The 12,665-nt window shown below is 67.1% G+C and carries 16 protein-coding genes and 1 tRNA gene; 2 read left to right on the top strand and 15 right to left on the bottom strand.

Annotated features, from left to right (window positions below):
• Window positions 1–130: 130 nt before the first annotated feature.
• From ACVOMH_RS03985 to birA, 11 genes are all read right to left on the bottom strand, one after another.
• Window positions 131–1,063, bottom strand: a complete 933-nt coding sequence (locus ACVOMH_RS03985; RefSeq protein ID WP_481551121.1) for an MBL fold metallo-hydrolase — start codon at window positions 1,061–1,063, stop codon at window positions 131–133.
• 82 nt (window positions 1,064–1,145) lie between these two features.
• Window positions 1,146–1,439: a hypothetical protein gene (locus ACVOMH_RS03990; protein ID WP_481551122.1), complete on the bottom strand. Its 294-nt coding sequence runs from the start codon at window positions 1,437–1,439 to the stop codon at window positions 1,146–1,148.
• A gap of 25 nt (window positions 1,440–1,464) precedes the next feature.
• Window positions 1,465–2,766 carry a tryptophan--tRNA ligase gene (locus tag ACVOMH_RS03995; protein ID WP_481551123.1) on the bottom strand — a complete coding sequence of 434 codons (1,302 nt, stop codon included), beginning with the start codon at window positions 2,764–2,766 and terminating at the stop codon, window positions 1,465–1,467.
• Between the two features lie 355 nt (window positions 2,767–3,121).
• Window positions 3,122–3,343, bottom strand: a complete 222-nt coding sequence (locus tag ACVOMH_RS04000) for a CsbD family protein (RefSeq protein WP_054659626.1) — start codon at window positions 3,341–3,343, stop codon at window positions 3,122–3,124.
• Window positions 3,344–3,544: 201 nt separating this feature from the next.
• Window positions 3,545–3,682 carry an entericidin A/B family lipoprotein gene (locus tag ACVOMH_RS04005; RefSeq protein ID WP_481551124.1) on the bottom strand — a complete coding sequence of 46 codons (138 nt, stop codon included), beginning with the start codon at window positions 3,680–3,682 and terminating at the stop codon, window positions 3,545–3,547.
• 52 nt (window positions 3,683–3,734) lie between these two features.
• Entirely contained in the window at window positions 3,735–3,887 is a 153-nt protein-coding gene (locus ACVOMH_RS04010) for an entericidin A/B family lipoprotein (RefSeq protein WP_054659629.1), read from the bottom strand.
• A 127-nt stretch (window positions 3,888–4,014) separates the two neighbouring features.
• Window positions 4,015–4,935, bottom strand: a complete 921-nt coding sequence (rocF, locus tag ACVOMH_RS04015) for an arginase (protein ID WP_481551125.1) — start codon at window positions 4,933–4,935, stop codon at window positions 4,015–4,017.
• Between the two features lie 92 nt (window positions 4,936–5,027).
• Window positions 5,028–5,103, bottom strand: a tRNA-Thr gene (locus ACVOMH_RS04020).
• Between the two features lie 97 nt (window positions 5,104–5,200).
• Entirely contained in the window at window positions 5,201–5,962 is a 762-nt protein-coding gene (locus ACVOMH_RS04025) for an SPOR domain-containing protein (RefSeq protein WP_481551126.1), read from the bottom strand.
• 9 nt (window positions 5,963–5,971) lie between these two features.
• A complete protein-coding gene (locus ACVOMH_RS04030; protein WP_481551127.1) occupies window positions 5,972–6,709 on the bottom strand; it encodes a type III pantothenate kinase in 738 nt (245 codons plus the stop codon).
• Window positions 6,706–7,671 carry a bifunctional biotin--[acetyl-CoA-carboxylase] ligase/biotin operon repressor BirA gene (birA, locus tag ACVOMH_RS04035; RefSeq protein WP_481551128.1) on the bottom strand — a complete coding sequence of 322 codons (966 nt, stop codon included), beginning with the start codon at window positions 7,669–7,671 and terminating at the stop codon, window positions 6,706–6,708. The genes ACVOMH_RS04030 and birA overlap by 4 nt, the downstream gene beginning before the upstream one ends.
• Window positions 7,672–7,796: 125 nt before the next feature.
• Between birA and ACVOMH_RS04040 the strand changes: the two genes are divergently transcribed.
• Entirely contained in the window at window positions 7,797–8,075 is a 279-nt protein-coding gene (locus ACVOMH_RS04040) for a hypothetical protein (RefSeq protein ID WP_481522582.1), read from the top strand.
• Window positions 8,042–8,851 carry a M90 family metallopeptidase gene (locus tag ACVOMH_RS04045; protein WP_481551129.1) on the top strand — a complete coding sequence of 270 codons (810 nt, stop codon included), beginning with the start codon at window positions 8,042–8,044 and terminating at the stop codon, window positions 8,849–8,851. Before ACVOMH_RS04040 ends, ACVOMH_RS04045 begins: the two co-directional genes overlap by 34 nt.
• 3 nt (window positions 8,852–8,854) lie before the next feature.
• Here ACVOMH_RS04045 and ACVOMH_RS04050 read toward each other — a convergent pair whose 3' ends face one another.
• The 4 genes from ACVOMH_RS04050 to dusA form a co-directional block, all read right to left on the bottom strand.
• Window positions 8,855–10,279, bottom strand: a complete 1,425-nt coding sequence (locus ACVOMH_RS04050; protein ID WP_481551130.1) for an ATP-binding protein — start codon at window positions 10,277–10,279, stop codon at window positions 8,855–8,857.
• Window positions 10,280–10,301: 22 nt separating this feature from the next.
• Window positions 10,302–10,985, bottom strand: a complete 684-nt coding sequence (locus ACVOMH_RS04055; protein WP_053520384.1) for a response regulator transcription factor — start codon at window positions 10,983–10,985, stop codon at window positions 10,302–10,304.
• A gap of 71 nt (window positions 10,986–11,056) precedes the next feature.
• Complete coding sequence (locus tag ACVOMH_RS04060) at window positions 11,057–11,434, bottom strand: PepSY domain-containing protein (RefSeq protein ID WP_481551131.1); 378 nt, start codon at window positions 11,432–11,434, stop codon at window positions 11,057–11,059.
• Between the two features lie 185 nt (window positions 11,435–11,619).
• Complete coding sequence (gene dusA / locus ACVOMH_RS04065; protein WP_481551155.1) at window positions 11,620–12,654, bottom strand: tRNA dihydrouridine(20/20a) synthase DusA; 1,035 nt, start codon at window positions 12,652–12,654, stop codon at window positions 11,620–11,622.
• Window positions 12,655–12,665 lie beyond the last annotated feature (11 nt).

Raw genomic sequence — 12,665 nt, forward strand, 5'->3', positions numbered from 1 at the left:
GATTCACAGCGGACACCAGCGTTCGACAGAGCGGCGATTCTATCGCGTGCGGTGTCTGTTTAATGAGGGGGCCACGCCACCGCGCAGATCGTTGATCGCCACAGCCGTGCACTGCACTGCACTCCAGCCCTCAGCGGCGGCCGCGGTCCAGCCAGCATTCCAGCCCCTGGGCATTGAGCTCGATATCCAGCCCGAGCACCTGCAACACCTGCACCTCGTCCAGGGTGCTGCCGTGCAGGCGCAGCCGCGCCACATACAGCGCGCCCAGCGCCTGTACCAGCAGCCGGTGGCGATCGGCGTGACCATCGCAGTGGCGGGCGATAGCCACCATCGCGTCGATCTGCGCGTGCAGCTCGGCCGCCAGTCGCGCCGGCTGCTCGACGCGGCCGTAGTGGGTCAGGTACATCGCCACCGGCGCGCGCGCCATCAGCCGCTCGATCGAGGCATGCAGCGCCTGCGGCTCGAACTGCACCGGCGAGGAGGTCGGAATGATGAACGGCCCGGCGTCAATGTCCAGTTCGCGATAGGACAGGCCGAAGGTGTCGCCGGTGAACCAGCTGCCGCTGGCCGCATCCCAGATGCAGTGGTGATGGCGGGCATGGCCGGGGGTGTCCACGCACAGCAGCTCACGCCCGGCCAGCGACACGCGGTGGCCATCCTCGGCTACCACCACGCGCGCGGCCGGCACCGGCACGATCGGCCCGTAGCTGCGCGCCACTTCCGCCTGGCCATAGACCGCGGTGGCACCGGCAATCAGCCGCGCCGGATCGATCATGTGCGCCGCGCCGCGCGGGTGCACCACCAGCTGCGCGTTGGGCAGGTGCTGCAGCAGCGCGCCGGCACCGCCGGCGTGGTCCAGATGCACATGGGTGAGGATCAGCCAGTCGATATCGGCCGGCTGCAGCCCGGCCCCGTGCACCGCGGCCAGCAGGCTCGGCAGCGAATGCGTGGTGCCGCAATCGATGAACGCGCCGCGTCCCCCGTGCACAAGCAGATAGGCCGCATCGAAATGATCGCGCTGGAACGCGGTGTCGATGGTGTGGATGCCAGGGTCGACGGACATCGGGCAGCTCCGGGAAGGCGATCTTCGATCCTGCCAGCCGTTGCCGGCCGCTTCCACTGCACCTTGGTCGCAGCCGCCGGATTCAGTACATGAGCACCCGCGGGCGCAGCAGCAGCGCCAGCACCATCACCGCCAGGAAGCCGCCATAGGCGTACAGCACCGCCAGGATCTGCTTCCACAGGCCCGCGGCCCCTTCCGCCGCGCCCACCCGGTAACCCCACAGCATGAAGCCGGTGCTGACCAGCAAGGCCAGCCCCAGCATCACGGCATCGAACAGCCTGCGGGCGCGATGCCGCGGCTGGCGCGGAAACCACCAATACAGCGCGCCCACCACACAGAACCAGGGAAAGAACAACAACAACGACAACCAGGCCATCGACGTGCTCCTTCCAGGTAACGGGTCAATCCTTGGCGGCGGCCTCGCGCAGCGCGGCCAGCGCGGCCAGCACCGGCTCCACTTCGCCTTCGACCTTGAACAGCTCGCTCTGCAGCGCATCGCCCTGCTCGGCCTGCTTGAGCACGGCGATCAGCTGGCCGGCATCGCGCGGCGAGTCGAAGCCTTCGCTCTGGATCAGCAGCTGGCCGTCGCCATCGAGCAGCTTGAAGTAGAAGCGGCCGTCCTTCTCGCGGTACTGCTTGAACAACGGCAGCGCCACCTTGGCCACCGCTTCGGCTTTCGCCGTCTGGCCGATGGTGGACAGGTCGCGCAGGCCCACCGCTTCGCGCAGCTGCTTGAGCAGCGGAATGGCGAACTGCTCGCGCAGCTGCTGGCCGCGCTGGCGCAGCAGCGCCTCGATCTTGGCCGGCTCGGCCATCAGCGCGTTGTAGCGCTCGCGCAGCGGCGCCAGCTCGGCGTCCATGCGTTCGAACACCTGCGCCTTGGCCTCGCCCCAGGCGATGCCGTCTGCGAACGCCTGGGCGAACACGGCGGTCTGCTCGGCGCTGGCGAAGGCCTGGTACATCTGGAACAGCGCCGAGCCCTCGGTGCTCTTGGGCTCGCCCGGCGCACGCGAATCGGTCAGCACCGAGAACACAAGTTTCTTCAGCTCCTCGCGCGGGGCGAACAGCGGAATCACGTTGTCGTAGCTCTTGCTCATCTTACGGCCGTCCAGGCCCGGCAAGGTGGCCACCGCCTCGTCGATCACCGCCTCGGGCAGCACGAAGTAGTCCTTGCCGTAGACATGGTTGAAGCGCTGGCCGAAGTCGCGCGCCATCTCGATGTGCTGGATCTGGTCGCGGCCGACCGGCACCTTGTTGGCACCGAACACCAGGATGTCGGCGGCCATCAGCACCGGGTACATGTACAGGCCGGCGGTGACACCGGCGTCCTCGTCGACGCCTTCCTCGCGGTTCCTGTCCACCGCCGCCTTGTAGGCGTGGGCGCGATTGAGCAGGCCCTTGCTGGCGACCGTGGTCAGGTACCAGGTCAGCTCGGTGATTTCCGGAATATCGCTCTGCCGGTAGAACCACACCTTGTCCGGGTCCAGCCCCGCGGCCAGCCAGCTGGCGGCGATCTCCAAGGTGGAGCGCTGCACGCGCAGTGGCTCCTGGGTGTTGATCAGGCTGTGCAGGTCGGCCAGGAAGAAGAAGCTTTCCGTGTCGGCAGCGCGGCTGGCGGCGATGGCCGGGCGGATCGCCCCCAGGTAATTGCCGATGTGCGGGGTGCCGGAGGGCTTGATGCCGGTAAGGACGCGGGTAGTCATGAACGCAAGGGTGACAGAGGAATGAACCCGGCCAGTGTAACCCCGCCGATCCCCGTCGCCGCCTCCATCCGCGTGTTCGACGGGCCCCGGCAGCCGGCCATACACGGCCTGTGCGCCCGCGTGTTGTGCGGCATCGCGCCCTGTGGGGCTCCTGTCCGCGGCGGACCGGGAGGCGAGCCGCCCCGCCTGATGCGGGACTTCGTACGTGCCGCGAGCGGCCGCACCGGCATCCCATCGCCGGTAATTCCTTCCGGAGGTCCAGTACCGATCAACGCACCCCCACACCTGCCCTGCGTGCCCTTACAGGAAGGGCCGCATCGCTGCGGCCCTTCTTCAATCACCTGCGCGAAGGCGCTCAGTGGTAATCCGGATATTCCTTGTGCAGGGCCTTTTCGAAATCACGCACCTCGCTCTCAGCGCGATCCTTGGCCCAGCCATAACGTTCCTGCAGGCGCCCGCTCAGATATTCGGCGTTGCCTTCGGCCACCTTCATGTCGTCATCGGTGATGTCGCCCCACTTGGCCTGCACCTTGCCCTTGAGCTGGGTCCACTTGCCGGAAATGATGTCTTTATTCATTACGTTGCTCCTTTCGGGGGATACGCGGTTGGTTCGCGTGGGACCACCATGGCAGCGACGATGTTGGCATCAGGTCCACGCTTCGTTGGCCCATGCTGATGTCGGTGAACGATGCTTCAGCTTCAACGTCTGACCTCGTATAACGCAACAAGGCCGGCAGTGCCGGCCTTGTTGCTTGAACTCGAACAGGTACCTGCCCGATCAATGACCCTTGGCAGCATCCTCGACCTTCTCACCGGCCTTCTGCACATCCTTGCCGGCACCGGCAACCGTGTTGCAGGCCGACAGCATCGCCACCGAGAACATCGACACCAGCACCAGAGCAACCAGACGCTTCATGTTTTTCTCCTGTTGTGAGTAGACACCCAAGTCTTGCCGCAAAGCACTGCCGTCAGCACTTGCCGTCACTGCAATCGCCGGCCTTGTCTTCCACCTTCTCTCCCGCCTTCTGCATATCCTTGCCGGCACCGGCAACGGTGTTGCAGCCACTGAGCATTCCGACCGAAAACAGCCCCAGCAGGGCCAACATCAGCACTCGCTTCATCCGACTTCTCCTTTGCATCTGGCGGGAGCCGGCGGCGGACATCCGCAGCCGACCTGCCCGCAGGTGGAGGTGAATCTGGCGAGTGCGCTGTGCAGTGGGCGTGAACAGCGGCCCGGTACGTTCAGGCTCAGCCCCGCATCAGCGTGGACTTTCCGAACAGGCTTTCCACCAGATCCACCGCCAGCTCGGCGGTCTTGTTGTGGTGATCCAGCAAGGGATTGAGCTCGACGATGTCCAGCGATCCCATCAGACCGGTGTCGGCGATCATTTCCATCACCAGCTGTGCTTCACGATAGTTGGGACCACCGGGCACCGTGGTGCCCACGCCGGGCGCGATGCTCGGATCCAGGAAATCCACATCGAAACTGACATGCAGGTGGGTATTGTCGTCGATGCCGGCCAATGCCTGCTGCAGGGTGCGCTTCATCCCGGTCTCATCGATATAGCGCATGTCATAGACATCGACGTGGTGCTGCTTGATCAGGCGCTTTTCCTCGGCATCCACCGAACGGATGCCGATCTGTCGCACCTGCTGCGGCGAGAGCGCCGGCGCATTCCCTCCCAGCCGGGTCAACGCATCCGGCCCCAGTCCGCACAGGCAGGCCACCGGCATGCCGTGGATGTTGCCCGAGGGCGTGACCTCGGAGGTGTTGAAATCCGAATGCGCATCCAGCCACAGCACGCGCAGCTGTTTGCCCTGCTCGCGGCACCAGCGTGCCACCGCGGTGATCGAGCCGATGCCCAGGCAATGATCGCCACCGAGCATGATCGGCAGGCGTCCATCGGCCAGTTCGGCGTAGGTCGCCTCCATCAGCGCCCTGTTCCAGGCCACAACTTCATCCAGATGCCGGTAGCCGTGCACCGGCCCGCTCCAGGGATTGCGCGGGCCCTGCAGATTACCCAAATCACGCACCTCCACACCGCGCGCGACCAGGGCCTCCGGCAAGCCTGCAATGCGCAGCGCCTCGGGCCCCAGACGGGCTCCGCGATGGCCGGCCCCCACATCCGTGGGTACCCCGATCAGCGACACGGGACGAAAAACGGCCATACCGATACCTCCATTGCAAATCAGCGCAGTCTAGCGAGCAGCCGCACGAACGCCTCGCGGCAGCGCAGCAGGAGGCAAACGGAAGGGAAGGGTGGTGCCGCTTATCCGAATCGAACGGATGACCTACTGTTTACAAGACAGTTGCTCTACCAACTGAGCTAAAGCGGCAAGATTGTGCGTCCGGCGAGCCATTGCAGCCGCGCGGACAGTTTACGCCATCACAGCGCGCAAACCCGCCGGATCACTGGACCGGCGGGGCGCCATTCTAGCGTAGCCGGGTGCAATCCAGCGATTGTTGTTGCGCCGCGCCGCTGCGCTGCGCCAGCACCGCGGGGCTGGAGCCTGCCGCCACGGCCGCATCTATCCACCAGCTGGGCGGCATTTCACTGCCATTGGCGACCAGCCTGGCCGGAAACCCCGCTGCCGTCAGCGCCGCCTGGCGGCGCTCGGCGCCTTCGCGATTGCGGTACTGGCCCAGCGCCACCGCATTGGCATCATCCCCTTGGGCGATGATGAAGTAGTCACTGAAGCCGGCCTCGACGATGCGCTTGACGGTGGCCTGGGCCTCATCGCGGGTGGCCGCTGCCGGGATCAGCACGCGATAACCGGATGCCGCCTTGCCCGGCACCTCACGTAGTCGCGCGCGTTCGGCCACCTCCCCCAGCCTGGACAGCGCCCCCTGCGCCTGGGCCTGGGCGGTGAACGGCCCCAGACTCAGACATTGCGCCGGTGCCCGGGCTTCAGGCGTGGCCGGTGCGGGTGCAGAAGCGGCAACAGCGGGCGGGGCAACCGCCGCCGGTACTGCGTTCGCGGCGGCAACCGGCGCGGGCTCGGACGGGCTGGGCGCGACCTCCGCAACAGGCGCGGCAGCCGGGGGTACCGCCGGCGTGGGCAGCAGCTCGAGCGAGGCCACGCCCGGCTCGTTATCGGCAGGCAGTGGCGCGGTCGCTGACCGCGGCGTCATCCACCACAGCGCGACCCCCACGTTGAGGATGGCCAGTACGACAATCAGGAAGCGCATCAACATGGGCCGATCCTAACGTTCCAGCACGGGCTGATGCACGGCCCAGCGTGCCAGTCCGTCCAGCACCAGTGCCGGGCGGTACTCGGCTGGCGGCAGCAATGGCAGCAACGGCGCCGCCCCGCCGCCATGCACCAGCAACTGCGGCGGCACGCCGAGCAGCTCCGCGCCAAGGCGCAGGCTGCGCTCCACCAGCGCCACGGCAGCCCCGTCACAGCCCGATGCCAGGGCGTCGGCCGTATCGCTGGCGAACTCGGCGTAGTCACCGCCACTGGCCGGCAACTGCGCCGCACGGGCATGCAGGGCCTGCCGCATCACCGTCGGCGAGGCACCGATCCGGCCACCGCGGTGCAGCCCATCGCCATCCATGAGATCGATCGTCAGTGCGGTTCCAACCCCCACCACCAGTACCGGCTGGCGCGCACGCGCGGCGGCCAACAGGGCGAGAAAACGGTCCACGCCGAACTTTTCCGGACGCGCATAGGCAATGCGCACACCGGCACATTCGACCTGCGTGCGCGCCACCTGTACCCGCGCGAAGCGGGCGTCCAGCACCGTCATCACCTCGGCCGTCAGCGTGCTGGCCGCCACGCTGGCGACCCACGCGGTATCGCCCCGTGGCAGCGCCTGCAGCGCGGAGGCGGTCATCGCCTCGGCACCGTGCGCCCAGGCCTGTACCGGACCCACGCCGCCCTCCACCAGCGGCGCGAACTTGAACCGCGAATTGCCCAGATCGAACAACCAGTCGCTCATGCCGCCCTCACGCTGACTTCGCCGGCATGGAAGCAGGTTTCCCGCCCGTCGATGCGCACCCGCAGCGCGCCATCCTCGGCCAGTCCGCAGGCGTGCCCCTCATGCAGCACGCCGGCCTCCTCGATCCGCACCACACGTCCGGCCAGCACGTCCATCGCCGCATAACGCGGCAGGAACGGCGCCAGACCCTGCTGTTCGAACAATTCCAGCGCCGGCAGCAGTCGCGACAGCAGCGCGGCGACCACCGCATTGCGCGAGACCGCCGCGGGGCCGAGCGTTTGCAGATCGATCCACGGCTGTCCGATATCCGCGGCCACGGCCGGGGGCATATGCACGTTCAAGCCCAGTCCGATCACCGCGCGCGCCGGACCGGCAAACTCGCCACCGCCCTCCACCAGCAGGCCGCCGAGCTTGCGTCCGTCCACCATCACATCGTTGGGCCACTTCAGGCCGGCACCGGTGAACCCCAGGGCATGCAGCGCCTCCACCGTGGCCACGCCCATCGCCAGGCTCAACCCGCCCATCCGCGACAGGCCTCCGGGAAACGCGCGCGACAGCGACAGGTACACATGGGCGGCCAAGGGCGAGGCCCAATGCCGGCCGCGCCGTCCACGGCCACCGGTCTGGCGCTCGGCCAGCAGCACCTCCACCCCGCGCCCAGGCGCGCTGCGTTGCAGCAATTCGCTGTTGGTCGAGGCCACGGTCCAGCCCACATGCAGATCCGCCAGCAGATTCACCACGTCCGGCGCCAACGCCGCGCGGATCGCCGCGGCCGACAGCAGCTCCACCGGACGTTCAAGCCGGTAGCCGTCGCCCGCGCGGCCGTCAATCGCCACGCCCGCCGCGCGCAGGCCCTGGATACGCTTCCAGACTGCGGCCCGGGTCTGCCCCAGCTCGCGGGCCAGCGCATCGCCGGAAAGGGGCCCGGCCCCCAGCTTGGCCAGCAGTTCGCGGTCATCCACGGCAGCTATTCCTCAAAACAATCGACGAAATTATGCGGGATGCCCGGCAGGGCGCCCAGCACACGGACCAATTCAGGCAAAAAAGCAGGCTAGAATCGGGAGCTCGCCCGCTCTGGATGTTGTCGATGCGCCACCTCGCACATTGCCTGATCCTGTTGTTGACGCCGGTTGCAGCGCAGGCCTCCGAAGCGCTCAATGGCTCCAGCAACACCGGCTGCACCTACGCTCCCAGCGAAGTGGAGCGGGTTGCAGTGCCAGCGGCATCGGTGAATCTGGCCAGCGGCGCGCCAGCGCCGGCGACAAAGCGCACCACACCGCCGGCCGGCGGTGGCAGCGATGAGGAAATCATCCCCCGCCTGCGCGCACCGAAGTGGCACCGCCTGCTGCCGGGCATGTTCCGCTGATCCCTGGATTCGGGCGCTGGTGGCAACGCCCGCCACCTCCGGTTGATGACGCGCTTTGGCTGCAGGTCCGCGAGGCTTGCCCGTGGGTGCGGCCGCTTGTCCCGCAACGCGAGCGCCGCCTGCGCGAGCTGGTCGCGCGGTTCCTGCAGCGGAAAACCATCACCGCGGTCGCCGGGCTGGAACTGGATCCGGCCCAGCGCCTGCTGCTGGCCACGCTGTGCTGCGTGCCACTGATCGAGTTCGGTGCCGAAGGCCTGCACGGCTGGTCCGAACTGGTGGTCTATCCCGATGCGTTCCGGGTGCGCCGCAGCCATCTGGACGCGGCCGGCATCCTGCACGAATGGGATGACGAACTGATCGGCGAGGCGTGGGACAGCGGTCCGCTGATCCTGTCCTGGGCCGATGTGCAGGCCGATATCGCCGATCCGCAGGCCGGGTTCTGCGTGGCCGTGCACGAGATGGCGCACAAGATCGACCTGCTCGATGGCGCGATGGACGGCACGCCGCCGCTGCCGCGGGAGTGGCAGAAGCAGTGGGCGCGCGATTTCCAGCAGTGCTATGACCGTTTCTGCCGGCAGGTGGACAACGGCGAGGACACCGCTCTGGATCCGTATGCGGCCGAGGCCCCGGAGGAGTTCTTTGCGGTCGTCAGCGAGTACCACTTCTCCGCACCGCAACTGCTGGAGCAGGCGATGCCGGCTGTGGCCGCACACCTGCGCCGCTTCTATGGCCCGTCGCCGTTTGCCGACGTGCTCGCCGCCCTCGACGGCGCCTGAACCTCACAGCCCCGGCGGCAGCGTCACTTCGAAACGGGCCCCGCCCAGCTCGGCCGAACGCTTGACTTGCAGTTCGCCGCGATAGTCCTTGATCAGGTCCTGCACGATCGACAGGCCGATGCCATGGCCCTGTACCCGCTCGTCACCGCGTACTCCGCGCTGCAGCACCTTGGCGATATTCTCCTCGGCGATACCCGGGCCATCATCGTCCACCGCCAGCTGCAGGCCGGCGCGGCGTCCCGGCGCGGCGGGGATCGGTTTGGCAGTCAGCAGCACGCTGCGGCGCGCCCACTTGAACGCGTTCTCCAGCAGGTTGCCGAGCAACTCCTGCAGATCGCCCGGCTCGCCGTAGAAATTCACGCCCGGGGCGATATCGAACTCGCACAGCACGCCCTTGCTGGCATAGATCTTCTCCAGTCCCGGCACGATGTCTTCGGCGGTGGCCTCGATCGGCACCGGCGCGGAAAACAGCTTGTGGCCCGAAGAGGCCGCCCGGGCCAGCTGATAGGACACCAGGTTGTTCATGCGCTGCAGCTGCACGTCCAGCTCCTCGCGCAGCGCGGCGTCGTCGGCACCACTGTCCAGCTGCGTGCGCAGCACCGCGATCGGTGTCTTCAGGCTGTGCGCCAGATCGGCCAGCGTATTGCGCTGGCGGTCCAGGTTCTCGCGCTCGCTTTCAATGAAGGCGTTGATGCTTTCGGTCAGCGGCTCCAGCTCACGCGGATGCCGTTCACTCATGCGGGCGCGCTCGCCGCGCTGCACCTTGGTCAACTCGTTGATCACGCGCTTGAGCGGGCGCAGGCTCCACTGCAGCACCAGGGTCTGCAGCAGCAGCAGGATCAGGCCGGTGACACCGAGCCAGAACCACACCGCGCCGCGGAACACCCGCAGCTGCGCACCCAGCGCGCGCGAATCTTCCAGCACATAGATGGTGTAGGGAAACTCGGCTTCCGGCGCGCCGTCACCGCCCCAGACCAGCCCCAGCCCGTAGCGATAGACCTCGCCGGGCGTGCCGTCGATCTGGGTCATCGGCAGCGGCCCTTCAAACACCTCCTGCCGGGGATCAAGCAGATGGCCACTGACTTCCGGCAGGATCGGCCCTTCGGCGGACATGGAATTGCCATGGTCGCCGGGCATCACCACCTGCAGGTACAGGCCGCTGCCGGGCACATCGAAGCGCGGATCCGGCGGCTGCTCGCGGATATACAGCGAGCCGTCGCGGGTGAAGTCGATGCCACCGGCATAGGCGGTGGCATAGTTTTTCAGGCGCTCCCGCAGATTGGCCCGCGCAGTGTCGGCGAAGGCCGCATCCAGCGCGTAGCCGGCCAACGCCAAGAACGCGATCAGCCCCACCGACGCGGCCAGCAGCTGGCGCGCCTGCAAAGAACGAGGCCGCCAACGCTTCAACAGCCACTGACGGCCCGTCATATCGCACCGCCCCTGACGGGGCTCAGCCTTCGTTACGCGGAATCGCGAACCGGTAACCGCGACCACGCACGGTTTCGATCGGCTTGAGTTCGCCGTCCGGATCGAGCTTCTTGCGCAGACGGCCGATGAACACTTCCAGCACGTTCGAATCGCGATCGAAATCCTGCTGGTAGATGTGCTCGGTCAGGTCCGCCTTCGACACCAGCTCGCCGGCATGCATCATCAGGTACTCGAGCACCTTGTATTCGTAGCTGGTCAGATCGACATTGCTGCCGCTGACACTGACGGTCTGTGCCGCCAGATCCAGGGCCACCGGGCCACATTCCAGGGTCGGCTTGGACCAGCCGGCGGCGCGGCGCAGCAACGCGTTGACACGCGCCAGCAGCTCTTCGACATGGAACGGCTTGACCAGGTAGTCGTCGGCGCCCTGCTTCAGGCCCTCGACCTTGTCCTGCCAGCTCGACCGCGCGGTCAGGATCAGCACCGGAAACTTCTTGCCCTCGTCACGCAGCGCCTTGATCAGCTCCATGCCCGACATCTTGGGCAGGCCGAGATCGATGATGCCCACGTCGAACGGGACTTCGCGGCCCATGTACAGGCCTTCCTCGCCATCCTGCGCCGCATCCACCGCGAAGCCTTCGCGCTTGAGGCGGGCTGCCAGGGTCTCCCGCAGCGGGGCTTCGTCTTCGACCAGAAGGATACGCATGAACTCTCCCTAGTAACTTGGGCCGGCTGTGGGCCAGCATTTTGATGCGGAACGCGGGCGATTATCGCTGTTCAGGAGTTATCGCCGCGTGGTGGCGGATCGGCCCGGCGCGAACCGCGCGGGACCGGCGGCGAGGGATCGTCCATATAACGCACCCGGCCGCGGTCATCCATGTATTTGACGCGATTGATATCGCGGCCATCGTAGGGCACGCGCTCGGCACCGAGAATGCGGCCACCGGTTTCGCGCTGCACACGACGCACCGCGTCGGACAGCGAGCGGCCATTGGCCTGCATCCGGGGGGCGTTGCGGGCCAATCCGGCCTCGTTGTTGGCGCCGCGCGCCTCCGGGCGCTGTTCCTGTGCCGCGGCCGGCGCCACGACCGCACCGGCGGCAGCCAGGGCTGCAGCAACGACGAGGGGGAAAACATGACGGCTGGCCGGAAGCATGCGGTGATCCTATCGGACTGCGACGGAACGTTCAAAAATCGTGAATCGCGGGTCCAGAAAAACTTCCAGGGAGCTCACGAAATCGAGGCAAATAATTGATTTTTAGGGGTGAATCCGATCTGAACTCGTCCCCGCCTCCACCGGCCCCGTTCAGCTAGATGACCGCACCAACACCACTTCCAAGGTCATGCGGCGCGGGCGGCCTGTTCGCGGGTCACCTGCAACGCTTGTTCGATCAGCGCCCAGTCCGCGCCCGGACGGTGTGCGTCTTCGCTCAGCACCTGGCGGAAACCGCGGCCACCGGGCTGGCCGTGGAACAGCCCGAGCAGGTGGCGGGTGATGTGCTTGAGCGCCAGTCCTCGCTCGAGCTGGGCCTCGATATACGGACGGAAGGCGGTGAGCAGCTCTTCCCGCGGACGCAAGGCCATGCCGGTCTGCGCCGCCTCCAGCGCGTGCAGCACATAGGGCTCGTGATAGGCCGCGCGCCCCAGCATCACCCCATCGACCTGCGCCAGCTGCGCCTGCGCGGCCTCGACCGTGGCGATGCCGCCGTTGAGCACCACCGGCAACGCCGGACGCTCCTGCTTGAGCCGGTACGCCCACTCGTAGCGCAGCGGCGGAATCTCGCGGTTCTCCTTCGGCGACAGGCCCTTGAGCCAGGCGTTGCGCGCGTGCACTACGACCATCGCCGCGCCGGCGGCGACCTGCCGGTCGACGAAGGCGGCGAACACCGCGTAGTCGTTGTCCTCGTCCACGCCCAGCCGGCACTTCACCGTGATGGGAATCTCCACCGCCGCGACCATCGCCGCAACGCAATCGGCCACCAGCTCCGGTTCGCGCATCAGGCAGGCGCCAAACCGCCCGGCCTGCACCCGGTCCGACGGGCAGCCGCAGTTGAGGTTGACCTCGTCATAGCCCCAGTCGGCGGCAATGCGCGCGGCCTGCGCCAGCAGCGCCGGTTCGCTGCCTCCCAGCTGCAGCGCCAGCGGCTGTTCGCTGCCATCGAAGCCCAGCAGACGCTCGCGATCCCCATGGATCACCGCATTGGCATGCACCATCTCGGTATACAGCCGTGCACCCGGCGCCAGCAGCCGGTGGAAAGCACGGCAATGACGATCGGTCCAGTCCATCATCGGGGCGACACATAGCCTTATCCCCTCCAGAACGTAAGGCCTGCGGGGCTTTTCGCCAGATATGGCGTGGGATTCGGTTTGCTGCATTGCTATCGTAT

This window comes from Stenotrophomonas sp. STEN013 (assembly GCF_056760355.1).